This window comes from Nonomuraea sp. NPDC048881 (genome assembly GCF_040649795.1).
Taxonomy (GTDB): domain Bacteria; phylum Actinomycetota; class Actinomycetes; order Streptosporangiales; family Streptosporangiaceae; genus Nonomuraea.
In genome coordinates, this window is sequence record NZ_JBEZGC010000004.1 from 1 (window position 1) to 22,713 (window position 22,713).

At 64.5% G+C, this 22,713-nt stretch carries 18 protein-coding genes and 4 pseudogenes; 13 read left to right on the forward strand and 9 right to left on the reverse strand.

Going from position 1 to position 22,713, the window contains the following annotated elements; all coding sequences use genetic code 11:
* The first annotated feature begins 153 nt into the window (after nt 1-153).
* From AB0C33_RS15120 to AB0C33_RS15155, 8 genes are all read left to right on the forward strand, one after another.
* Nucleotides 154-570 carry a plasmid replication, integration and excision activator gene (locus AB0C33_RS15120; RefSeq protein ID WP_358287602.1) on the forward strand — a complete coding sequence of 139 codons (417 nt, stop codon included), beginning with the start codon at nt 154-156 and terminating at the stop codon, nt 568-570.
* On the forward strand, nt 570-836 hold the full coding sequence (locus AB0C33_RS15125; protein ID WP_358287605.1) for a hypothetical protein: 267 nt from the start codon (nt 570-572) through the stop codon (nt 834-836). The genes AB0C33_RS15120 and AB0C33_RS15125 overlap by 1 nt, the downstream gene beginning before the upstream one ends.
* Nucleotides 833-1,144: a hypothetical protein gene (locus tag AB0C33_RS15130; protein ID WP_358287608.1), complete on the forward strand. Its 312-nt coding sequence runs from the start codon at nt 833-835 to the stop codon at nt 1,142-1,144. The genes AB0C33_RS15125 and AB0C33_RS15130 overlap by 4 nt, the downstream gene beginning before the upstream one ends.
* A 215-nt stretch (nt 1,145-1,359) precedes the next feature.
* Nucleotides 1,360-2,658: an FtsK/SpoIIIE domain-containing protein gene (locus AB0C33_RS15135; RefSeq protein WP_358287611.1), complete on the forward strand. Its 1,299-nt coding sequence runs from the start codon at nt 1,360-1,362 to the stop codon at nt 2,656-2,658.
* Nucleotides 2,655-2,858 (forward strand): hypothetical protein, encoded by a 204-nt coding sequence (locus tag AB0C33_RS15140; protein ID WP_358287613.1) that lies wholly within the window; start codon nt 2,655-2,657, stop codon nt 2,856-2,858. Before AB0C33_RS15135 ends, AB0C33_RS15140 begins: the two co-directional genes overlap by 4 nt.
* 44 nt (nt 2,859-2,902) lie before the next feature.
* Nucleotides 2,903-4,468 (forward strand): replication initiator, encoded by a 1,566-nt coding sequence (locus AB0C33_RS15145; protein ID WP_358289044.1) that lies wholly within the window; start codon nt 2,903-2,905, stop codon nt 4,466-4,468.
* Nucleotides 4,465-4,656, forward strand: coding sequence for a helix-turn-helix domain-containing protein (locus AB0C33_RS15150; RefSeq protein WP_358287616.1), 192 nt, complete (start codon nt 4,465-4,467; stop codon nt 4,654-4,656). The genes AB0C33_RS15145 and AB0C33_RS15150 overlap by 4 nt, the downstream gene beginning before the upstream one ends.
* Nucleotides 4,653-6,035 (forward strand): tyrosine-type recombinase/integrase, encoded by a 1,383-nt coding sequence (locus AB0C33_RS15155; protein ID WP_358287619.1) that lies wholly within the window; start codon nt 4,653-4,655, stop codon nt 6,033-6,035. The genes AB0C33_RS15150 and AB0C33_RS15155 overlap by 4 nt, the downstream gene beginning before the upstream one ends.
* Before the next feature lie 570 nt (nt 6,036-6,605).
* On the opposite strand, the gene AB0C33_RS15160 is transcribed toward AB0C33_RS15155, so the two are convergent.
* The 3 genes from AB0C33_RS15160 to AB0C33_RS15170 form a co-directional block, all read right to left on the reverse strand.
* The gene (locus AB0C33_RS15160; RefSeq protein WP_358287622.1) at nt 6,606-6,827 is read right to left on the reverse strand and encodes a hypothetical protein; all 222 of its coding nucleotides are present in this window, start codon (nt 6,825-6,827) and stop codon (nt 6,606-6,608) included.
* Nucleotides 6,828-7,351: 524 nt separating this feature from the next.
* A complete protein-coding gene (locus AB0C33_RS15165; RefSeq protein ID WP_358287625.1) occupies nt 7,352-8,449 on the reverse strand; it encodes a pentapeptide repeat-containing protein in 1,098 nt (365 codons plus the stop codon).
* A 299-nt stretch (nt 8,450-8,748) separates the two neighbouring features.
* Nucleotides 8,749-9,654, reverse strand: coding sequence for a DnaB-like helicase C-terminal domain-containing protein (locus AB0C33_RS15170; protein ID WP_358287626.1), 906 nt, complete (start codon nt 9,652-9,654; stop codon nt 8,749-8,751).
* Between the two features lie 18 nt (nt 9,655-9,672).
* Here AB0C33_RS15170 and AB0C33_RS15175 point away from each other — a divergent pair, with 18 nt between their 5' ends.
* Complete coding sequence (locus AB0C33_RS15175) at nt 9,673-10,380, forward strand: site-specific integrase (RefSeq protein ID WP_358287628.1); 708 nt, start codon at nt 9,673-9,675, stop codon at nt 10,378-10,380.
* Between the two features lie 658 nt (nt 10,381-11,038).
* Nucleotides 11,039-11,548 carry an integrase core domain-containing protein gene (locus AB0C33_RS15180; protein ID WP_358287631.1) on the forward strand — a complete coding sequence of 170 codons (510 nt, stop codon included), beginning with the start codon at nt 11,039-11,041 and terminating at the stop codon, nt 11,546-11,548.
* A 280-nt stretch (nt 11,549-11,828) separates the two neighbouring features.
* Here the strand turns inward: AB0C33_RS15180 and AB0C33_RS15185 are convergent, their stop codons facing one another.
* Together AB0C33_RS15185 and AB0C33_RS15190 are read right to left on the reverse strand one after the other, a co-directional pair.
* Nucleotides 11,829-12,617 (reverse strand): hypothetical protein, encoded by a 789-nt coding sequence (locus AB0C33_RS15185; RefSeq protein ID WP_358287634.1) that lies wholly within the window; start codon nt 12,615-12,617, stop codon nt 11,829-11,831.
* A 335-nt stretch (nt 12,618-12,952) separates the two neighbouring features.
* On the reverse strand, nt 12,953-13,555 hold the full coding sequence (locus AB0C33_RS15190) for a hypothetical protein (protein WP_358287637.1): 603 nt from the start codon (nt 13,553-13,555) through the stop codon (nt 12,953-12,955).
* 992 nt (nt 13,556-14,547) lie between these two features.
* Here AB0C33_RS15190 and AB0C33_RS15195 point away from each other — a divergent pair.
* Together AB0C33_RS15195 and AB0C33_RS15200 are read left to right on the forward strand one after the other, a co-directional pair.
* Entirely contained in the window at nt 14,548-18,468 is a 3,921-nt protein-coding gene (locus AB0C33_RS15195; protein ID WP_358287639.1) for an SGNH/GDSL hydrolase family protein, read from the forward strand.
* Nucleotides 18,469-18,531: 63 nt separating this feature from the next.
* The gene (locus tag AB0C33_RS15200; protein ID WP_358287641.1) at nt 18,532-18,933 is read left to right on the forward strand and encodes a hypothetical protein; all 402 of its coding nucleotides are present in this window, start codon (nt 18,532-18,534) and stop codon (nt 18,931-18,933) included.
* Between the two features lie 164 nt (nt 18,934-19,097).
* Here AB0C33_RS15200 and AB0C33_RS15205 read toward each other — a convergent pair whose 3' ends face one another.
* The 4 genes and pseudogenes from AB0C33_RS15205 to AB0C33_RS15220 all read right to left on the reverse strand — a co-directional run.
* Entirely contained in the window at nt 19,098-19,487 is a 390-nt protein-coding gene (locus AB0C33_RS15205; RefSeq protein WP_358287643.1) for an integrase core domain-containing protein, read from the reverse strand.
* 43 nt (nt 19,488-19,530) lie between these two features.
* Nucleotides 19,531-20,259 (reverse strand): annotated as a pseudogene (locus AB0C33_RS15210) (IS3 family transposase); the annotation flags it as partial.
* Between the two features lie 490 nt (nt 20,260-20,749).
* Nucleotides 20,750-21,970: pseudogene (locus AB0C33_RS15215) on the reverse strand (ISAzo13 family transposase); the annotation flags it as partial.
* Between the two features lie 68 nt (nt 21,971-22,038).
* Nucleotides 22,039-22,258, reverse strand: a pseudogene (locus tag AB0C33_RS15220) (transposase); the annotation flags it as partial.
* Between the two features lie 179 nt (nt 22,259-22,437).
* Here AB0C33_RS15220 and AB0C33_RS15225 point away from each other — a divergent pair.
* Nucleotides 22,438-22,698, forward strand: a pseudogene (locus tag AB0C33_RS15225) (DUF4429 domain-containing protein); the annotation flags it as partial.
* Nucleotides 22,699-22,713 lie beyond the last annotated feature (15 nt).

A 22,713-nucleotide genomic window follows, 5' to 3' on the forward strand; every position in this document is an offset into this window, starting at 1 on the left:
TGAGCTTGAGGATGTCTACAAGGTGAGGTAATTCTTACCGCGCCACTCCGGCTCAACCACTTGTGCGGACGAGTGGCCACAGCCTACTCTCAACTTATGCGGACAAGTGGACGAGCGAACGAAGGGCTCTCCACCGCTATCGAGAGGAACCACATGGCAATCCAGGGACCCATCCCCGTCAGCTACACCATGGTCTTTCCGCACGGCTGCTACATCGTCGGCGAGGTCGAGCCCGTCAAGGACTTCGACGCCTCCGCCGGCGGCCGGTTCGTGCAGGCCCGCGACAAGCAGACCCAAGAGCTGGTCTGGCAGGTCGCGGTCATGGATGGTGACCCGACTCTGAAGCCCGCTCAGAAGACGGTCGCGGTCAAGATCCTCGCGCCGGTTCAGCCGGTGCCCCCGCAGCCGATGCCGGGGCTGCCGTTCACGCCGGTCGAGTTCAACGGCATCACGATCACTCCGTACGTCAACGCCGCCGGACGTCTCGCGTACTCGATCAAGGTCCGCGAGATGCACGCACCCCGCCAGACCGCCCAGACCAAGGCTTCGGCCGGAAAGGAAGCCGCCTGATGACCCGACGCCGTACCCCGCGCAACAGCGTGATCCGGCTGACCACCGGGCACGCCGCCCGCACCATGAACCACCCGTTCGCCCGCCGTGAGCCCGTCCTGGCGCTCGACTTCGGCGCTACCTCTGTCCTGGTCACCACCAGCGGACCGGTGACGGTGGAGGATCTGGAGTTCGCGCGCCAGCTCGCCCACGCGGCCCACCGCTTCGCCCGCTCCGTCGAGCGCAGCTTCTACGGCCTGCCCGACGGCAAGGGGGTCGCGGCATGACTCTCAGCCCGTACACCCACGTCACGCTGTCCATGGAACCGAAGTCCACACCGTACGTCGGCGTCTCCTTCCACACGCCCGACCTCAGGGTTCGCGCTGGGCTCCTGCTCAGTAGCCCGCGCCCGTACCTGGAGCTCCACTCCCACGAGGCGAACGTGCACATCTCCACCACCGGGGCCGGGCCGGTCACCGACGCCGACCTGAACATCGCCCGCGAGATCTTCAACGCCGCTGCTCGCTACCTGGCCGAGTGCGAGCAGTTGCACGCCGAACAGTCGGCCGAGGACTCCACCGACCCGGTGGCCTGACACGTAAGGCGGGGCCGCTGGAAGCGGCAACTTCCGGCGGCCCCTCGGTTCTCCCCTGACTCCACATCACGAGAGGTTCCCAGCTTATGTTCAAGCGGCTGCCTGGCGACGAGGCGCGCAACCTCGTCTCCACCACGCCCGACACGGCCGTCGTCTTCCGACCGGCCGTCGTCAAGACTCCCGCCATCCTCACCATCGTCATCCTCATCAGTCGCATGCTGGCCAGGCTCGTCCGTACGATCTGGCGTCACCCCATCGCGACCGCCATCCCGGTGGCCATTGGTGCCGTCTGGTACTTCTACGGCTGGCCGTTGGCAGCGTCCCTGTCCGGGACCGTCGTCATGGCCCTGGCCTTGTGGGCGTTCCTCGACCGGTCGTCGTTCGCCCGTCTCGTCGGCTACCGGCTGCTGGCCTGGTGGCGGCTCGTCTGGATCTACCGGCGACACTGGCAACCCGTCATGATCGTCTCCGGTCTCGGCCGTCACCTTCGGGGCCGTGACTACCTCCCGCGGCTGGGCAAGGTCACCTGTACCTCGTGGGCCGACGTGGTCACCGTGCGCATGCTCAAGGGCCAGGCGGTCAAGGACTGGGCCGATCGCACCGACCACCTGGCCCAAGGCTTCGGCGCGACGTCGTGCCGCGTGGCCCTGTCCCATGCTGGACGGCTGACGCTGACCTTCCCGCGCAGCGACCCACTCGCCTCTCCCCTGCCGGCGCTCGCCATCCCGGACGAGCCGACGGTGGGGCCGGTCGAGATCGGCAAGGGCGAGAATGGGCGGCCGTGGCGGCTCAAGGTGCATGGCACCCATGTCCTCGTCGCGGGGGCGACCGGGGCCGGCAAGGGGTCGATCATCTGGTCCGTCATCCGTTTCCTACTCCCTGCCGCCGGCGCGGGCCTGGTCGAGTTGTGGGCGCTGGATCCCAAGCTCATGGAGCTGTCTTATGGCCGCGCCTTGTTCGGTGATCGGTACGCGGCCACGCCCGAGGAGTGCGCCGACCTGCTGGACGAGGCCGTGTCCGTCATGCAGAAACGAGCGGCCCGCTTTGCCGGACTCCAGCGCTCCCACACCCCCACCATCGATGACCCGTTCGTCCTGGTCATCGTCGATGAGGTGGCGTTCCTGACCGCCTACCAATCCGACCGGCAACTCCGGCAACGCATCTCCGCTGCACTGGCCACCCTGACCACCCAAGGCCGTGCGGTCGGCGTCGGCGTCCTGGCCGCGCTCCAGGACCCGCGCAAGGAAGTCATGAACATCCGCAACCTATTCCCCGACAAGATCGCGCTCCGGCTGGATGAGTCCGAACAGGTGGACATGGTCCTGGGCGACGGCGCACGCGACCGGGGCGCCCTGGCCGACCACATATCATCCGTCCCGGATCTGGGCGCGGGCATCGGCTACGTCCGGCTGGAAACCAGCCCGGAACCCGTCCGGGTCCGCGCCGCCTACGTCTCCGATCACGACATCCGCGCCATGGTCGACGCCTACGCCCCGCGCGGGGAGGCGGCGTGAAGATCTGCTTCCACGGCACCGCCGACGAGATCAGCCGGGTCGCCGGCCGCCCGCTCCTGGTCCTGCTGACCGCCCGTGATCTGCCCCACATGCGGGTCTTCGAGCTCTACCAGCCCCACGTCCACGCCTCCCCCTCCGCCGAGCGCTACCGGCTCTGCGCCGTGATGACCGAGACCCCCGACGAAGGGAGGACCGCGTGACTCATCCGCACGACCGCGCACTGCCCCGGGCCGTCCGCCAGGCCATGCCGATGGCCCGGGATGTTCTCGTAGAGGTCGCCAAGCAACACGGGGTCTGCATCCGTCCCATCCCGCTGCGGCGGCTCGACATCGTCACCGGCAAGTCCGAGATCATCGACGTTCCGTGCGGGGCCGTCCTCGACAGCAAGTGCCCGCCGTGCGCCAAGCGCAACCGGCAGCTCCGCATGGCCCAATGCCGCGAGGGCTGGCACCTCGACAGCGAACCCACGATCACACCCGACGAGCCGAAGGAGGAACAGCGCTGGCTGGTGGAGTTCCGCGCCGACATGCAGGCCAAGCGGGATGCCGCCGAAGAGGCCGGCGACGACACCACCGACCCGGACGCCATTCTGTCCGGCCTCGATGACGAAATCAACGCCGCTGGCATGCGCGGCAAGGTCACCGGATCCGCGGCGCCCAAGCGCACCCGATCAACCCGCCGGCGACAGGACGCACCCGACCTGCCCAAGCGCAAGATGACCAACACCACCCTCGGACGCACCTTCACCAGCGGAGACGGCAAGACCTACCGGCCGTCCCTGTTCGTCACGCTCACCCTGTCCAGCTACGGCAAGGTCCGCGACGGCGTCCCGATCGACCCCGGCACCTACGACTACCGGCGCGCCGCTCGGGACGCGCTGCACTTCTCCAAGCTCGTGGATCGCTTTGTGCAGAACCTCCGCCGAGTCGCGGGCTATGACGTGCAGTACTTCGCCTCCGTGGAGCCTCAGAAGCGGCTCGCTCCGCACCTGCACATGGCCATCCGTGGCACGCTCCCACGCACGGAGATCAAGCAGATCATCGCCGCCACCTACCACCAGGTCTGGTGGCCACAAGCCGACGAAGTGCGCTTCGACGGTGACCACCTGCCCGTTTGGGACGAGGAGGCCGGCTACCTCGACCCTGCAACCGGCGAAGTGCTACCCACCTGGGACGAAGCCCTCGATGCACTCGACGAGGACGCCGAACCCCTCCACGTTCTGTGCTTCGGTGACCAGGTGGACGTGCAAGGTGTTCTCGCCGGTACGCCGGACGCTGACCAGTGCATCCGGTATCTGTCCAAGTACCTGACCAAGTCCATCGGCGACAGCCTCGACGGTGGCCAGGCCCAGCGCGAGCATGCCGCCCGCATGGTCGATGCCCTGCGCTACGAACCCTGCTCGCCGACCTGCCCGAACTGGCTGCGCTATGGCGTCCAGCCCAAGAACGCCAAGGCTGGGATGGCCCCCGGCCGGTGCCGCTCCAAGGCCCACAAGCCCGAACACCTCGGCTACGCCGGACGCCGCATCCTCGTCTCCCGCAAGTGGTCCAACAAGACCCTCGCCGAGCACAAGCAGGACCGCCGCACCTGGGTCCTCGAAGCCCTCGGCCAGGCCGACGACCCCACCGACCCACACCGCTACGTCTGGCGACCCGTCCCGGCCGGAGACGCCAACGTGCCACCACTCGCCATACGCCTCCTGCGCAGCGTGGCCGAACGCCAACGATGGCGAGCCCACCTCCGAGACCTGGAAGCCAGAGCAGCAGGACAAGACCTTTCGGCAACCGAAGACATGGGGAAGGCCGCATGACCAAGCACGACGAACTCCTCACCGTCCGCCAGGTCCTCACCGAGCTCGGCGGAGTCTCCCGCCGCACCTTCTACCGCTGGCGCGAGATCGGCAAAGCCCCCGAAGGCATCCGCCTGCCCAACGGCGAACTCCGCATCTACCGCAGCGACCTCGAAGCCTGGCTCGAATCCCTCAGGAGCGCCGCATGACCACCTCCTACAAGGTCAAGTTCTGGGACATCCGCACCAACACCAGATCGGACGGCAAGGACAAGAAGCCCCGGATCGTCTCCCACACCGTCCGCTGGACGGTCGGCAACCGTGAGAAGTCCTCGACCTTCAAGACCAAGGGCCTGGCCGAGAGTTTCCTGTCCGACCTCCGCCAGGCGGCCAAGAAGGGTGAAGCGTTCGATGTGGAGACCGGCCTTCCGACATCGATGGTCAAGGCCAAGGACGCTCGCACCTGGTACTCCTTCGCCGTCGCCTACGTACACGCCTGGTGGCCCCACGCTGCGGCCAAGTCCCGTGAGGGTATGACCGACACACTCGCCACCCTGACCCGTGTCCTCGTCGGCGATGCTCCCGGCCGGCCATCCGACGAGGTCATCCGGCGGGCACTGCGCGGGTACTCGTTCCTGCCCGAAGACCGCAGGCCGACTCCGACACCGGAGATCGCGCGGGCCTTGCGCTGGCTGGAGAGTGCATCGTTCCCGCTGAGTGCTCTGGAAGAGACCAAGCACGCGCGTACAGCCTTGGAAGCCCTGGCTCTGTGCCTGGACGGCAAGGCCGCGGCAACCTCGACCTACCGCCGCAAACGGGCCGTCTTCCACCACGTACTCGAATACGCCGTGGAGCTGGAGGAGCTTTCGGCAAATCCCCTCCACAAGGTCAAGTTCCGCAAGGCCAAGGTGAGCGGCGAGGTTGACCGGCGCTCGGTCGTCAACCCGCAGCAAGCCCGCGAACTGCTCACCGCGGTGACCTACGTGGGACGGTCACGCGGGCCGATGCTGGCCGCGATGTTCGCCTGCATGTACTTCGGCGGTCTACGCCCTGCTGAGGCGGCCGGACTGCGGCAGAAGGACTGCCACCTCCCAGCGAAGGGCTGGGGTCTGCTGACGCTGGAGAAGACCAGGCCACAGAGCAACAAGCGGTTCACCGACTCCGGGCAGGCCCACGACGAACGCGGTCTGAAGCACCGGGATGTGAAGCAGACCCGCACCGTTCCCGTCCCACCCGAACTGGTGGCCATCCTCCGCCAGCACATCGCGACGTTCGGGGTCGGAGCGGACGGCCGGCTGTTTCGCACTCGCACGGGCGGCGTGATCTCCGGGTCTGCGTACGCGAAGGTCTGGCAGGAGGCTCGGACGTACGCCCTAACGCCCGATCAAGCCGCGTCTCCCCTGGCGGGCAGGCCGTACGACCTTCGGCACGCGGCCGTCTCGCTCTGGCTCAACGCGGGCGTGCACGCGCCAGAAGCAGCCGAACGGGCGGGACATGGCGTGGACGTGATGCTGCGCGTCTACGCCAAGTGCATCGACGGCCAACGGGACGTCGCCAACGGCCGGATCTTGGATGCGCTCGCAGCATGACCTACAACCACGGCAGGACCCCGGGACATCTCGGGGTCCTTTCGCCGTTTCCGGGGCCCGAAACCACTGTGCCCACCTGGGAAAACGGGCCTGCGAGCATTCCGCGTATGTTCCGCGACCAGTGGCACAGGGCTGCTTTCGGCCGCCTCACCCTGCCTACGAGCCAAAACCTCCGATCATGCAAAAGACCAGGTCAACCCGCAGATTGCCTGGTCCTGGTTGCGCGCCCTGCAGGATTCGAACCTGCGACCGTCGGATTAGAAGGTAGATCTTTTAGTGTCGCGCGATACCGTTTGATGGTAGTTCATGCCGCCTCCGCGCACATCGCGTGCCAGGCGATGCCGGATCCTGACGGCGCATGACGGGGCGTACGAGCACGCACCGAGCACGGTAGACACCCTAACGCGATAATCGCAGCGACGCCACGCCATGGGTGCACACCAAAGAACATGCTGGCACAACGTACAGAGGCCGGTCGCCGTGCTCGACACGTGCTCCAACCTTCGAACGCTTCGCCAGATCCCCTGCCCAGCCTGGATACTCAGTGAGTTGCCGGACGCCGACGGCACCCTACTGCGAGACGACTCCGTTGCCCAGGGCGTATATCTGGGCGGTACGCGACAGGCCGGAAACGCCGGTGACATACCCGGCGGGCAGGCCCATCAGCCACTGGTCGGCGTCCTGCGACTTGCCCGGCACGCCGTGCGTGTCCTGGGTAATCCGCTGGACAACCGCGCCCTTCCTAAGCGGGTAGACCACGCCTGTCAGCCGCTCTCCCGGCGCGCCGATCACGACGAGACCGCCATAGGCGACGGACTCTCGCCCGGCGCTCCGGCGCTCTTCACCGGCCGGATCGACCGGGACACGGTCGCGACGGGACCACCGGCCGTCGCGCTTCCGACCGGGGCGGCGTCAGGCGAGAGGCAGGAGGCCAGCGCCCATACCAGCGCCGCTGTGCACGAACGGGCGAAGGACGGCATGCGTCACCCCGCCGATCAGGAGATCCTTCCCGCGACCCCGTTTCCCGGCAACCGGTCAACACTGCCGCAGCTGATTGCGGATATCGTCGCCGGTGTAGATCCACGCGTCGGACGCCACGCCCTTAGGGGGCAGTTTGTTGACCTTGACGGACCTGCACGTCAGAAGCGCTGTAGTCGCTTCCGAAGGCCTAGGAGACGTCCGATATCGTTCCACCAGACCGGACCTAAACGTGCGTCAGCGTGGACAACGACAGGTCTAGCGAGGCGACCACGAAAGTCCGCCTGGCTGTTTGATCACGCTGCTCGTTGGCCCCCAGGAGCTCGCTGAAGACGGCATTAGAATCGGGTGGTTGAATCGACTCGGGCCTGGCGTCGTATGTCTTGTTCCGTCATGCCGATGATGCCGCGCAGGTCCGCCTTGGTCAGGTTCGCGCCGGCCAGGTCCGCGTCAGTCAGGTCCGCACCACGCAGGTTCGCGCCGGTCAGGTTCGCGTCGATCAGTTTTGCGCCGGTCAGTTTTGCGCCGGTCAGGGTCGTGGCGACCAGGTCCGTGTGGGTCAGAGTCGCGACGGTCAACCCCGCGTCGGTCAGGTCCGCGCCGCTCAGGTCCGCGCGGCTCAAATCCGCGCCAAACAGGTCCACGCTGGTCAGGGTCGCGTTGATTAGGTTCGCGCCGGTCAGGTCCGCGCGACCCAGGTCCGCGTCGGTCAGGATCACGCCACTCATGCTCGCGTCGGTCAGGCTCGCGTCGAGCAGCATCGTCCACGTCAGGTTCGCACTTGTCAGCCTCGCGCCGGGGATGCGAATTCCCTGCAGGTCGATCTGGCTGGTGTCCTCTTGGGTGTTTCTACGCCCGATGACAGTCAGCACGGCTTGGATGTCGGTGGCCGGTGTCGCTGGTGGCTTCGCCGTGGGTGTGGGGTCGTGTTCGCGGACGAAGGCGGCCAGGACGTCGTAGATGGTTTGGTGGTCGCGGGTGGAGTCCTTAGCGAGGCGTTCGAGGGCATAGATGCCGCCGAGCCGGACATCCACTGTGCGGGAGGCGAGTTGTCCGACAGCGTTGGTATAGCGGTCCGTGATCTGGCCTTGTTCGGTGGTGAGCTGGGCTTGGCGTGCGGTGTCGAGGGTCTGGGCGGTGTACCACAGGCCCTGGGCGGTGAAGACGATGCCGCCGATGACGACTAGGCCGGTAGCCGCCTGAATGAGGGTGTGGCGCGCGGCATTGATCGCCTCGACGCGCTCGGTGGCGGTCATCTCCTGCCGCTCGGCCGAGGTGAGGGGAGCGCTCTCGCCTGCCAGGCGGCGGGCCGCAGGGCCGAGCAGAAAGGCAATGGCTAGGCAGGAAGCTCCAGCCAGAGCAATGCCAGCGAGTGTCCATCGGCCCCAGTCTGGAATGGGCAGGACCACGGCCGCCCCGGTGGTGGCCGCGATCACGCCCAGGATGGGGAGGATCCAGAGTAATCGGCGCCCCCATCGGTGCGGCGGGAGCGGCTCAGCGACTGGTGGCGGTGGAGCCTGCTCAGGCTCGTGAGGAGGCGCAGCGGCGCGGCGAGCTTTGGCCGCTGCCGCTGCGGCGATGACTGCGCGCGCTGGTACACGGGGGTGCCTGCTCGTCATGCCCCAATTGCACCGCTTCACCGAGTCGAATGACCATTACCGCAAGGGCACGGTACATCACAATTCCAACATACAAACGGACGCCGCTGGGATACCCCAACACCCGAGCAGCGCAATCACTCGCGGGCGAACTCCACCAGCCGGGCGTAATGAAACTGAGCCGCCAACGTGACCGTGCCGATCGGCCCCTGCCGGTTCTTCGCCACAATCAGGTCCATCTCGCCAGCCCTGGGCGACTCCCGCTCGTATGCGTCCTCTCGATGGAGCAAGATCACCGTGTCGGCGATATGCGCGATCGCATCTGAGTCCCGCAGGTCGGTATGGACGTTCGGGCGCTTGTCCAACCGCTGCTCCACGAGCCGGTTGAGCTGGGCCGACACCACTACAGGTAGTCTCAGCTCCCGCGCCAGCGCCTTGAGCTCGTAACCGATCTGCGTGACTTCGCGCTCGCGCGTGTCGCCCGGTACGTCGGGGCGTACGTACTGCAAGCCGTCCACCACCACAAGTTCGACGGTGTGATCGCCGTGAACCTTCCGCACGTTCTCCTGTAGCTCAGCCATTGTCCAGGCAGACGGCGTTGACAAATGTAATGGCACGCCTGCGACCCTTTCCATCGCCGCAGCCAGGCGTGTCCAATCGTCATCACTCAACAGGCCCGAGCGGAGACGGTGTAGTGATACGCGAGCCTCTGATGAAAGCAGTCTCATGGTGATCTCTTCTTGAGGCAGCTCATAGCTGACAAGGTAGGCGCCCTGCTTTTGCCTGGTAGCGGCGCGGCAGAAGTCAAGCAGCAGGGTCGTGCTACCAATCGAAGGCCGTGAGGCAACGACCACGAGATGTCCTGGACGCAGGCCCCCGAGGAGCATGTCGAGGTCCTCGAAGCCAGTTGGAACATGATGCCAGCGATTGCCGCTGGCCCCGATGGCTTCCAGCAGGTCGAGCGTGTCAACCACCGCATCCGCCAGAGGCGGATACGCCGGGAGGTCTTCCCCCTCGTCCGGCCTTTCAGCGGCCTCGGTCACGTCGAGATTCCTTTCTGCTTGGCTGGGTTAGCCGAAGGGTATGGCTCTGCGACGTGTGACCGCGGGCATTCGACGCAACGCCGCAGCGAAACTCGGGCTCGTCGCCGCCAGCAGAGCCCGCGGTTCGCGCAGGACCACCTGTACGCCGCCTGGTGGCTGGCCGCGCTGCGCGGCCTGCGCCGCGGTGAGCTGGCCGGGCTGCGCTGGACGGACGTGGACCTGCAAGGTGCCGAGCTGACGGTGGCGCAGCAGCGCGTGCACGCCGACGGCCAGGTCGTGGTCGGGCCGCCGAAGAGCGCCGCCAGCTGCCGGGTGGTGGCTCTGGACGCGGAAACCGTACGGGTACTGATGCGGCACCGCCAGCGGCAAGAGAAGCTGAGCGCAAGGGCAGGCACGCGCTGGCAGGACTCGGGGTACGTGTTCACCACCGCCGAGGGTGCGCCGCTGCGGCCGAACTACCTCACCGGCCGGTTCCGACGGCTGGTAGCCGCCTCCGGGCTGCCACCGATCCATCTGCACGACCTGCGCCATGGCGCCGCCACGCTAGCGCTGGCCGCGCGCACCCATCTGAAGGTGGTGCAGGCGATGCTGGGGCATGCCAGCATCGTGCTGACCGCTGACACCTATGTCTCGATGCTGCCCGAGATGGCCCACGAGGCTGCCCGAGAGACGGCCCGGCTGGTGCTGACCGCCGCGTCCGCACTGCGCCGACCACTCGGCAGCTGACTCAGGATTGCCTCACATTTGCCCCATGCCGCCGCAGCAGGCGGCCGCGGCTGGAGTTTCCGCAGGTGGAGAAGCGCGCCCTGCAGGATTCGAACCTGCGACCGTCGGATTAGAGGCCGCGCGGTGCCGCTTGATGGCAGTTTATGCCCCCTGCGCGCACATTGCGTGTCAAGCGGTGCCGGGCCCTGACGGCGAGTGACGGGGCGTACGAGCACGCACCGAGCACGGTGGATACCCGATTTGATCACCGTGGGTCACCCACATCATCAAGCTTGTACCCACAGCCCGCCGTCACGCCACATAGATCCTGGTCCCTGTGCTCGGCACGTGCTCCCGCGAAGGCGGCCACGCTGCCTCGCCGCCTTCGAGATGGCGTCGGCAAGCTGACGGCCGGCGAACGGTACGCCGCTCGTACCCTACCCTGGCCATCACCAAGACCCCTCGGAAATTTGGCAGAGCCCCTGAGATGAGGCGAACCGTTCCTCATCGAGGAAGCGCCCCAGTGATCCGGTTGACAACGCAGCCAGCCCGTGGCCGTTCGAATGACCACCTGCGCTCCATCCGCCTCCCCATCGTCAGTGGCGCGATCAACGAATACCACCGCGATGGGTAACCACAGCTCAGACCACGTAACTCAATATTCGAGCGGCACACGGTCATGCTGCGCCGGCTGTACGTCTTCTTCGTGATGGAGGTCGGCACCCGATTCGTGCACGTGCTCGGCGTGACCGCCCACCCTGATGGCGCATGGGTTACCCAGCAGGCCCGTAACCTTCTTGTCAATCTGGACCACCGGGCCGACACCTTCCGGTTTCTGATTCGGGATCGGGACACGAAGTTCACCTACAGCTTCGATGAGGTGTTCACCGGCGAAGACATTCAGGTGCTGGAGATCCCGCCTCGGGCGCCTCGCGCGAACGCGTTCGCCGAGCGATGGGTACAGACGGCGCGCACGGAGTGCACCGATAGGCTGCTGATCTTCAGCGAGCGGCACCTTCGTACCGTGCTGGACGAATATGTCGATCACTACAATCGGTACCGGCCGCACCGCTCTCTCGGGCTTCGAGTCCCCACCGATGACTCCGACGTGATCCCGCTACCGGTGGGCTGGATCGAGCGCCGCCAAGTCCTCGGCGGGCTGATCAATGAATACCAGCGAGCTGGCTGACCAACGAGGCGCCATCAAGAATGCGCAGGTTAGTACCTTGGACCTAGTCTTGACAGCCTTCAGGGTGCAGTGAAGTACGTGATCGCCAGGCGCATCGTAGCTGCGCATGCAGAGAGGTCTCCGGTAGGAGGTTACCCAGGAAGAGAAACCTCGTATCCGGAGACCTCGTAGCGCTTAGTGAAGAGGACGCCCAAGAGCCCGGGCCGCACGTCGCAGTGGACCAAGCGTCAGCTCATCGACGGCACTCCACAGGCGAGGGCCGGTCAGCGCACTGAACTTGTCAGCCCTTGGCAACGATGCGTTGCGCGTTCTCGACCCAGCTCTTGAAGACACGAGTTGAGTCGACGAGCGCCGAAGCGTGCTTGCCAACTTGCACCTTCTGGTATGCGGCTTCGAGCGCCTTGTATATGCCGAAGAGGTTGACTGCTTGCTTGCATGTTGCGTCGGCTTCGGCCGCGCGCTTCTCCTCCTCGCTGGCCGGCTCTTCGGACTTGCGTCCAGCCCAGCGCGGATCACTGCGGGCCGCTCTTGGGTCCGCATACCTCAGACCCTTTTGCTCCATGCAGGAGCTCCACGCGGCATTCGCCGACTGCATGCGACTATCGCGCAAAGCGGAGAACTTTGCGTCGGCCGCCAATGCGCGCGGGTCCACCGCCAGCTCTTCGGGTGCTGTTTCCGCATCGGCGGATCGGATCTTCCGGTCGCCAGCCTCCAGGCAGCCTCCAGATGGGACGGCAAGACCAGACTTCGTCTTGGCAACCCTGCCCATCAAGACCTCGATACCCTCTCGATCTGGTCTGGTGGGAGTCGATCTCGCGGCTGGCTTCCGGTCGAATTGCAGCGGCTGACGTGGGGTGATGCCAGGGTAGCCAGATTCGGCAGCTGTCGCCGGATCTGGATAGTCGACCAGATCCAGTTCCTTGAAGGTATTTGTAGTCGCCATGGGCACGGTGTCGGCCGTCCATTGTTTGAAGCCGAGACTATGCATACAGTCCCTGGCCGCGAAGCTCCGCGCCTTGGCGATGAGAGCGATGTCGTTCATCGACGTCATAAAGGTGTCCAGCGGCATGGGGACACGCTGCCCCTTGCCGATGACGGGAATCTCGCCGAGAGGCGGCTCATTCGCGGGGTCGGACGTGGGTGGGACACCAGTCTGTGCCGGAGTTGGCGTGGTGCTGGCCCCAGGCGTGATGCTAACGTTCGGCGTGGGTGTGCTTGTGGCTGCACTAGCTTGCGCGGGGACGGCAACGCCTTGCCGCTCTGCCCCGCCAACCTGGGGTTGTGCCGATAGGAATGTTATGCCGGTGATCAGTAGGACGGTGCCACCGGCCGTAGCCGCGACACCTAACCACCCCTTGACGCGTGACCTTTCAGTCAATGCCGGTTCTCCGTTTCTCCGGGGCGCTACCAAAGCCACCCATTCCAGGCGCACTTTTCTGCGATTATAGAGCTGTTACTCGTCATCTGGCAGCCACCGTCGTCGGGCTCGATGCCCGAGTGCCCTAGATAGACTCGTGCGTCGCTGTCGGCGGAAATTACCCCCCAAGAAAGGGCATCCCAGTAGGGGTCGTTGTTGCAGCCTGCCTTGTTGATGATCTGCCAGCGCCCGACCCCGTCGTTGCCGCCGTAGTAGGGAGTGCGCCACTGCCCTCTCGTGCCACCGCCATAGGTATTTTGAATAATGCCGTAGTAGCAGCCGCTCTGCCCGTACATCGCCATGCCGCTGTTAGCGTTCTGGTAATAGTAGTAACCGCTACTCGCAGTGTATTCATACCAGCGCTGATTCCAGGAAGCAGGATCGCTCGGCCATACGATGACCTCGCCACCAGCGCTCGTTGAAGACAGCCAGATCTCTAAGTAGCTACTATTTCCCCGATTCTGCCACTGTACCCGGTCGTCGGCCTGGGCGGCCGGGGATGCTATCAGGGTGATGGCGGCCAGTGCAGATACGGCCGACCCGACGATAAGTAAGAGACGTGCAGGGAATCTAGTAATGGCTCCGCTCACTCCGAATCCTTTCGAGTGTGAACATATCTGGAAGTGTTGCAGGGAGGGGGCCGTCCTTTCTTCCACGACTCAGTGGCGTGGGAGTACAGGGAAAATGCGCCGACAGCGGCGCGAGAGGGGACGTCGCAAGAAGCACGATCAGGGCCTACAGAGGCAGCGTCTTAACTCGCGGGTAGTCAGTCGACCCGAGCTAGACTGCTTGATAATCCAACTTTGACTCTAATAAGACAAGCGCCGTTGTTGTGATCTAGGTCACATAGCATGCTTGCGCTCAACCTCGCAGCGCCTCGCCCATGACCTGGCCTCCCAGTCTCGGATAGCGCTATCTATGCAGTTAGATGCTGGCATTACTTGCAGTTGGGGAAGCACGTTCCGTAACTGACGGATAACGCTATCCGGGGCGATGAAGAACGCGCCGCCTGGATGTATCCGGAAACCCACTCTCCGCCACGTTCGCGCACCAAGAAGCACGAGTGGCCTCATCGCAACTTTCCCGTGCAGCTTCATCCGCTACAGACTCACCCCCTTCCCTGATCTTGACGCCCGCGAGAACGCCAGGTACACATAAACAGGCAGAGTCAGACAGAGCTGTCGATACGCTTACGTGACACATCGTCTAGGGATATGCCTTCCACAAGAATCCATCTGGAGCGTCCATGACATTTCATATGCATCTCCAGCATGGTTTGAAGCATCAGGTCATCACCACCGTCGCCCCAGCAAGGTCCTTGAAGCCAGCAGTGTCGCCTGCGCGCTGATGTTCTGCAGTGTTTGGAGTATGTGTGCCCAAAACCTCATGGTTACGCACGTCATTGACGAGAGCAGCGCTTGCGGTTCTCGTCACATCCATCACTATCCCTGGCAATGGCGCAGCCGCTGCTGTACTAGATGGATCTAGCGCCACTCGTGAGGTGACGTCCCATGACGCTCCATCTGACCGGCGGACTCCTATACCGTCTACGGGAAAGCCGAAGGACACACATCCTTCAAACGTGCCCGCAGCTCGCCGTCAGCAGGTCTTACCAAGCGGATGGGAGTCGTCAGAGGATGTGGCATATGCCGCAACTGGAGACTCCACTGGTTTCCACATACTGATCGCAGAAGCACGAAACGGTTACCAATGGCGGACGCTCACGACGTTATCCGAGCCTGGAATGGACACGGATCAATGGGTAGGCAACGCGTGCCTAACCGGCGACGGCGACAGCGCCATAGCGATCTACGCGCCTAGGCATTTCACTAACCGTGCCGAGCTGTTCGCGCGCGGAGCCTTCGCGGCGGTCGTCGATGTGAAGACAGGCCAGGTGACGAAGCTCTATGACCAGGTGAGTATGGCCTACTTCAACCCCGGCTGCGGTGCGGGTGAGAAGGCTGTGCTGACGCAGGCAGCAGTGGAAGGGCATACCTCCAGCCGCCTGCTGATGATTGACGCGAAGGACAAGAAGGTCACCCGAACCGTGGTGCAATCGGGCCAGCTCACTTCGGCGGTGCCTTATGGCGAGGAGATCGTGGCGGCCTCGGGAAATGGCCTGGTCGCCATCTCGGGCACCGGCAAGCGTCGCATTTTGGCGCGCACAGGTTCCCTGCCTTTCGATATCCGCGTGGATGCCTCCGGCGGCGTGGCCTACGCCGAGCAGGTTGAGGGCCAGGTCACCGTCAGCTACCTCGACGGCCCGCACAGCAAGCCGCGTACCGTGGCCAAGGGTCCGCTTGGTGGCCTAGGCGTGCAGTCGGGCCTCGGCGGACAGCTGTTCCTGTTAGGCGATGAGAACGTCAAGGTGACTGCGCTGCCGACCGGGATGACCCGGATCAACGCCCGCCCCGAAGGCCAGATCTCGACAGGCGGCGAGATGGTAGTGCGCAGCGCCAGCCGGCACGGGTTGAAGCCAGGGGAGCCAGGCGATCCGCGAGACAAGAGCATCCGCGGTGTTAGCGGTGATGCTGCTGAGCCGGAGGACCTGGATATCTCTGCCCGTGTCGCAGCCACAGGGGCCGATCTGTCATTCGAGGTGGCGCCGCATGAGCTGGTAACGCCGCGAGGACACACAGGCAGCATCCCGAACCAGCAATTGCTGAAGGCATTCGCCACCCAGAAGGGAGCCTCCGGCCTGACCGCGGCTGGGGACAGTACGGTGGATACCGGCTACACCTGCGCTGTGCCTCGCAACGATCCGAAAATTCAGGTCTATCAGCCGCATTGGCGACAGGTGGAATGGGCGGTCGACCAGCTTGTGCTCAAACGGCTCACATTGACCCGGCCCGCTAACTGGAAGGGTTCGAACCTTCCGGCCTGGTCCCCGCAGGCGCTATTCCCCGCCGAAGACCTGCGTGGCGGTGGCCGGGTGCCCACCAACATCATGCTAGGAATCTTGGCCCAGGAGTCGAACCTGTGGCAGGCACAGCGCAACGTCATGGAGGGAGAGACAGGCAACCCCCTGATCGGTAACTACTATGGTGTCGACGTCTACGACAAAGACCCCAGCAACGACTGGGCCATCGACTTCTCCAAGGCAGACTGCGGCTATGGCCTCTCACAACAGACTGACGGGATGCGTCTGGCGGGACACGAGCGGCCGGGGGAGACGGCTTGGCCGGCCAACACACAAAGGGCCGTGGCAGTGGACTACCTCACCAATATCGCGGCCGGTCTTCGAACGCTGACCCAGAAGTGGAACCAGATCTGGGATGACTCTGGCGGCACGGTGCTGGCCAGTGGTGGTGACCCGTCCAAGATCGAGAGCTGGTACTTCGCGGCTTGGGCCTACAACAGTGGCTACCACCTAAAGTCCGACATGGGCGGACCCAACGGCGCCGACACCTGGGGGCTGGGCTGGACGAACAATCCCTCCAGTGGACTGTGGAAGCCGGGCCGCCACCCCTTCCTGGACCACAACACCTACGCCGACGCAGCCACCCCTCAGTACTGGCCGTACCAGGAAAAGGTACTGGGCTGGGCCGCCTGGCCGATCGTCAAGACCTACTGGGACGCGGCATCTAAGACGTGGAAGGAACAGGCAGGCTACAACCAAGCCGGATGGGCCACCGACGACTTCCGCTCAGCGATCGTTCCGATCAGCAGGAATGGCACCCTCATTACGGTGGACGTCAACGCGTTCTGCACCACCGACAACGGCTGCACGCCCGGCACTTCCTCCTCCGAAGCTGGTACTTGCCAGCGGCCCGACTTCCACTGCTGGTGGCACCTGCCCATGGCATGGAAGACCTGCCCATCTGCATGCGGAGTGGAGGGGACATTCCGGTATGACGACCCTTACTACGCTAGCCACGAGCGCGAGGAGCCCCAGGACTACTGGCGCCCTTGCCTAACCTCGGGGCTACCGTCGGGTTCTCTGGTAATCGACGACGTGCCGGAGTCCAATTCAGTCCCTCCGCAGATCGGATCGTGCAAATCCACAACTGTGACGACCGCAGGAACGCTCACATGGAAGTTCGGTCGCGACTCAGCAGGGCGTGTGCCCGCCAGGGCTGACTTCCAGCAGCTTGGCAACGGGTATGGCGGGCATCAGTGGTTTGCCTACACGCGCCGCCCCAACCAGAACGGGGCAGTCATGCAGGTGACTGGCACCTGGACTCTCGACCGCGAGATCCACGGTTGGGCCCGCGTGATCGTCCACAACCCGGAGCGCCGTGCACAAACACAACAGGCTCCCTACACGGTGAACCTTGGCAGCGGAAAGACCGAAACCCGACATCTGTCACAGTTGACCCAGAGTAACCAATGGCGGAGCCTGGGCGTCTTCAAATTCGACGGCACGCCCTCTGTCAGTCTCACCACTCTGAACGAGGAAGGCGACGGCACCGCCGCTGTCACCTGGGACGCTATCGCCATCCAACCCCTGCAAGCCAAGCCCAAACACTTCGTGGTGGCCATGGGTGACTCCTACTCCTCCGGAGAAGGGGTGGGGAACTACGCCCATGAAACCGACCTCGGCTACAAGTCGGCGACGTGGAACGCCTGCCGCCGCAGCGACGACTCCTGGATCAGGAAGACCGTCCTGCCTGGCCAGACTAAGACCATCGGAGAACTGGCTGACAGCTTCGACCCCAACCTCGACTTCCACTTCCTCGCCTGCTCTGGCGCAACAACAATAAGCATGAGGCGGACAGCACCTCCCCATCAAACGACCAAGCTGCAGTGGAGCGACTACCGCGACAATGCGGACGGCAGATTCCGTGAGATCAGTCAGCTCGACGCCGGATACCTCGACGAGAACACCTCACTTGTGACGTTGTCCATCACTGGGAACGATGCAGGGTTCCCAAAAGTAGTGGAGAAGTGCTACCTGTGGGACTGCCAGGGCAACGCTTACGAGCAGGAACTCCAAGAGAAGATCACCGGCTCCGTGAACAATTACTTGTACGACCTCGATGGTAAGGGTCCCGTTCCCTACAACGGCAAAGACACACTCGAACGCATTAGCGACGCTGTTCAGAACGACTCGTCCACTCGCGGCAAGAAGGCCAAGATCGTCCTCATGGGATACCCGAGGATCTTTGACGGAAATCCCGGCCCGGCACAACCTTGCAGTTCTACGATAAACTTCAGCGGAACGGAAAAGGAGATGCTGAACCGGCTCTCTGATTTCATGGCGGCCCAGGAGGCATCCATGGCAGCGGGCCTAAGTGCAGCCGGCAAGGAAGTTTCCTTTGCTAATCCCATATCAAAGTTCGGCTTGCATGGTGCTTGCGATGCCGATCCATGGATAATTCCGGTCAACTTTACCCAGACCGGAGAGGGGGACTTCGGTGACACGTTCAACGGTTGCCTCACCGATGGCATTAGGTGCGCGAGCCGTACCTCCATGCACCCGAATGCGAAGGGCGTCGCGGCCTATACGCAAACCCTCCAAGAACATCTCGCCAGCACAGGAATCAACTATACCGGCTGGTAGGTCCTCTAGAATGCCGGCATGGTAGAACATAGCTCAAACCAACGGCGCGCTATCATCCTGATCATGTCTCTAGCCCTCCTCCTCGGACTAGCATCTGCCCCGGCTTTATTGTATGGCGCGCTGTTGGAGTCCGAGGTTGAGGGGCAAGCCGAATCGGCGCTGGGAAGATACGCCGACGAAGTGGGGCGACGACTTCAGGAAGATCCATTAGGAGATTCCTGGCGCGATGTCACTGGCGCCGGCATCCTCGGAGAAAAGAGGCCAACCCTTCGCTCACTGATCATTTCGGCGAAGGTCACTGTTCAGGCTGGCATTTTCCTCAGTACCAGCCTGGAGGTTAGATGTTACGATATAGCTTTCACGAACATCGGAACCCCTGACCAGCGATACGACCTGGACAAGATCTCGGGATGCGAGCCGGAACGACGCGGACCGGCCGTGACGGGTTCACCCCGGACCGGCTAAGGCAGGGTATGAACGCTCACCTCGGGTCGCGCCGTCAAGTCCAGCGGCATGGCGCGCTCACAGATCGCGGCAGCCATGCATGGTGTGCCGCTTCATACTCATCGCACGGCTGTGCGGTGCCAAAACGGTGAATATTGTTGCTGAGCTGGGCGTTCGCAGGGCGGTTAGGCAGCTCTGCGGTACTCGCTGATCAGCCCGGTGACGGTGCTTCGCCGGTGGATCCGGGCGGTCATGTCGATCACCTCGTTGGGATCGTGCGACGGCGGGCGGTGCGAACTACCCTGATGCGGTCGATGATCGTTGAAGTGGCGTCCATACTCGACCAGGACCGTGCGCAGGTGCCGTTCACCGTAGATCAGCAGGCGATCGAGGCACTCTCGGCGTAGCGTTCCGACAAATCGCTCCGCGAACGCGTTCGCCCGCGGTGACCGGGCAGGTGTCTTGATGATCCGCACACCACTGGCAGCGAACACCTCATCGAACGATCGAGAGAACTTGCCGTCACGGTCCCGAATGAGAAACCTGCAGCTGTCGGCACGTTCACCCAGGTCCATCAACAAGTTCCGGGGACTTCCCCCATAACCGTGGACACCGATTTCAGGCGGCAAACTTCAGGCTATCTGTCGTCTTCTCGTAGGCGATCGGGCTGAGCTGGCCGAGCCGGGAGTGCCGCCGGATTGTGTTGTAGCGGGTGATCCAGCCGAACACGGCCAGGCGGGCGGTGCGGGCGTCGGGCCAGCTGGTCGCGCCCTTCAGCGTCTCGCGTTTCAGACTCGCGTTGAAGGACTCGGCCGCGGCGTTGTCGGCGCTGGTGCCGACCGCGCCACGTGAGCGGGTGACACCGAGCCGGCGACAGGCCCGCGCGAACTCCCGCGAGCAGTACTGCGCCCCATTGTCACTGTGAAACACCACCCCGTCCAGACGGCCGCGGGTCTGCGCCGCGGCCTGCAGCGCGTCGACGACGAGCTCGGTGCGCATGTGATCGGCGATCGACCAGCCCACCAGCCGACGGGAACACAAGTCCACGATCGTGGCCAGATAGAGGAACCGGCCGCCACCCACCGGCAGGTAGGTGTTGACCACCCTCATCCCGGCCGTGCGCAACTCGGCCGTCATCCGGGGCGAGCCGTAGGTACCGTCATGCTCGGCGTGGATCCGCCGCATCCGTGCAGCCAACTGCTCATCGGCCTGGTGGCGGGCCAGCCGCGCCGCGGCGCCCTTCAACCATCGATAGAAGCCCGAGCGCGACACCTGCAGCATCCGGCACAACCGCTTCACGCCGTAGAGCGCTTTGTGATCCTCAACGAACTGGAAGCGGTTCAGGATCCGTCAACTAACTACTGCCCGGTTTGATGTTGGTTTCGTAGGCGGTGATCTCGTTCTGGAGTGCCTCGATTGAGCGGGGCGGGTGGGTCCGGCGGCGGGGCTGGGCGAGGATTGTGGCGAGGTCGGGGGCCGCGAAGCCCAGCAGAGGCCTGGTCCGGTGGGCGTGGTAGCTGAGGGTGTTGCGGTCTCGGCCGAGTAGCCGGGCTGCCAGGGTGAGCGTGACGGTGTTGCGGTGGCTCAGGACAGCGGCCAGGACGCGGTGTCTATGGTCGAGGAATCCGAAGCCGGGGTTGTATCCGCGCCGGTTGATGCCCTTGCGCTTCTCGCGTTCGGCCTCGGCCAGGGTCCTTCGCCAGGGCTCGAGTTCGGTCACGAGCCGGTCGAACTGGTCGCGGGTCATGCCGGTCAGGGCGGGGTGGGTGAGCAGGTAGGTAGCCTCGGTCGGGATCGGGGGCGCCTTCGCCTGGTCAGGTTCGGTCGAGGGTGCTGTGCTGGGGTCGTAGGGGCCGATGGTGTAGTTCCATTCGCCGTGGAAGTCGTCGCGCTGGACGCGCCGCAGGAGCACCTGGCGCTGCTCCTTGGTGAGCGTGCGCCCGGTGGGGTAGTTGTTGTCGTCCAGGACGGCGCTGACGGTCAGCCCGGTGCTGGTGCGGGTGGCCGAGATGCTCTGCAGCAGCACCTCGTAGCTGGTCAGGGGCCGTCCGCGCAGGCTGTGGGTGATGCGGGAGAACAAGCGGTGCTCGACCTTGTTCCACTTCGATGTCCCCGGCGGGAAGTGCAACACAGTAACGGCCAGCCCGCTCTCGTCGGCGAAGGCGGCCAAGTCGTTCTTGAACAGGTGGGAGTCGGCGGAGTTCGCTCCTCCCGAGTCGGCGGTGATCAGCAGCCGGGTCGCGTCGGGGTAGTGGCCTCGGCCTTGCTGGTTCCACCAGCGGCGGATGGACTCCACCGCGAACGCCGCAGTGTTGCGGTCGGTGCCCACGTTCACCCAGCCGATGTCTTGGCCCAGGTCATAGACGCCATACGGGATCGCAACCGGGGTATCGGCGAAGGTGAAGTCGTGATCGGGGGCCGTGATCGGCTTCCTCTTGGGCCGGTAGGTGCGGCCGGCTCGGGCGAAGTCACCGATCGGTTCCTTCTTCTTGGCGTCCACGCTTACCACCGGCAAACCGCCGGCGAGGAACTGTTCGACCGTGGTGTTGATGTGTTGGAACTGGGCGTCGCGGTCGGGGACCTGGCTGCCGGCGCGCCGCTTGGCCATGCCCTGGAGACTGAACCCTGCCGCGCGCAGCAGATCGCCCACTGCCGGGGCACTGATCGGGTGCCCTGCCGCGGTTAACTCCCGGGCCAAATCCCGCAACGAGGCCGTGGTCCAGCGCAGCGGAGAAACCGGATCACCGATCTCCCGCGGCTCGATCAACGCTTCAAGCGCCGGCACCAGGCCCGGGTCACGCGCAGCAGCCGGCTTTCGTCCGCCACCGGGACGGCGCGCCCGGCCCAGAACCGGTGCACCACCCGCGAGCTCGAGACGTCCCCGCGTGATGGTCGACTCCGATACCTCTGCCAGCCTGGCCACCACCACGATCCCGCCATGCCCCAGCGCATCGGCCTCAGCAGCCAGATACAGGCGGCGCTGCCGCTCGTCCAGATGCGGCAGCACGGCTGCGAACTTCACATCCAGGACAGCCAGGAGCGTCTCAGATATTGCCATGGAAGGCCATTTAGCATGCCACTCACCGCAGTCGCAGTGGAACTAGCAGTAATTGCTTTACGGGTCCTCACCAGTTCGTCTCGCCCGCGAAGGCCGCCTTACGCAGAATGTCCCCCTCCTGCTCCAGCTCCCGAACCCTGGCCCTGAGCTGCTTGTTCTCCTCTTCCAACACGTCTCGCGGCTGACTCCCAAATCCCGCGCGATCGACGTGATCGTCCGATCCGGCCTCGACAGCACCAACGCCACCGCGTCGGCCTTGAACTCGGGCGGGTAGTTCTTCATCACCATCAGTGACATCTCTTCCCCTGGACCTCAAGATCCAGTCTCCAAGGTGTCCACGTTCAAGGGGAAAGGCCCCAGTTCGTCGCGGTGGTCGCCCGTCTGCGTAGCCGCCAGTGTTCGGGCACCTATCCTTGCTTGCATGGGTGACGTACTGAAGGGGGCGAGGTTGCGCGTGGGAGTTCGAGGACGGTGGGCTGCGCATTACGCCTGAGCCGGGTAAGGCGTCGAAACTGAGCATGGAGCTCGGAGAGCGGTTCGTGCCGTACGACGCGCTGACCGATGTCATGCTGGAGCCTGGTGCACGCGGCAGGGTGGCGTTGCGGGTAATTCCCCGGGAGGGAGCCGATCCGGTCATGTCCGCGGCTACGGGGCAGCTCCAGGAGTCGCTCGATCCGTACCGGCTGGTGCTGCCCGCCGCCACGAAGACGCTGGCCGACCAGTATGCCAACGAGGTGCGCGCG

Coding starts and splice junctions, on each gene's coding strand:
- AB0C33_RS15145 (WP_358289044.1), top strand. CDS start 2,903: ATGCCGATGGCCCGGGATGTTCTCGTAGAGGTCGCCAAGCAACACGGG.
- AB0C33_RS15205 (WP_358287643.1), bottom strand. CDS start 19,487: ATGGACCTGGGTGAACGTGCCGACAGCTGCAGGTTTCTCATTCGGGAC.
- AB0C33_RS15125 (WP_358287605.1), top strand. CDS start 570: ATGACCCGACGCCGTACCCCGCGCAACAGCGTGATCCGGCTGACCACC.
- AB0C33_RS15150 (WP_358287616.1), top strand. CDS start 4,465: ATGACCAAGCACGACGAACTCCTCACCGTCCGCCAGGTCCTCACCGAG.
- AB0C33_RS15135 (WP_358287611.1), top strand. CDS start 1,360: ATGCTGGCCAGGCTCGTCCGTACGATCTGGCGTCACCCCATCGCGACC.
- AB0C33_RS15155 (WP_358287619.1), top strand. CDS start 4,653: ATGACCACCTCCTACAAGGTCAAGTTCTGGGACATCCGCACCAACACC.
- AB0C33_RS15180 (WP_358287631.1), top strand. CDS start 11,039: ATGCTGCGCCGGCTGTACGTCTTCTTCGTGATGGAGGTCGGCACCCGA.
- AB0C33_RS15185 (WP_358287634.1), bottom strand. CDS start 12,617: ATGCCGCTGGACACCTTTATGACGTCGATGAACGACATCGCTCTCATC.
- AB0C33_RS15120 (WP_358287602.1), top strand. CDS start 154: ATGGCAATCCAGGGACCCATCCCCGTCAGCTACACCATGGTCTTTCCG.
- AB0C33_RS15130 (WP_358287608.1), top strand. CDS start 833: ATGACTCTCAGCCCGTACACCCACGTCACGCTGTCCATGGAACCGAAG.
- AB0C33_RS15200 (WP_358287641.1), top strand. CDS start 18,532: ATGTCTCTAGCCCTCCTCCTCGGACTAGCATCTGCCCCGGCTTTATTG.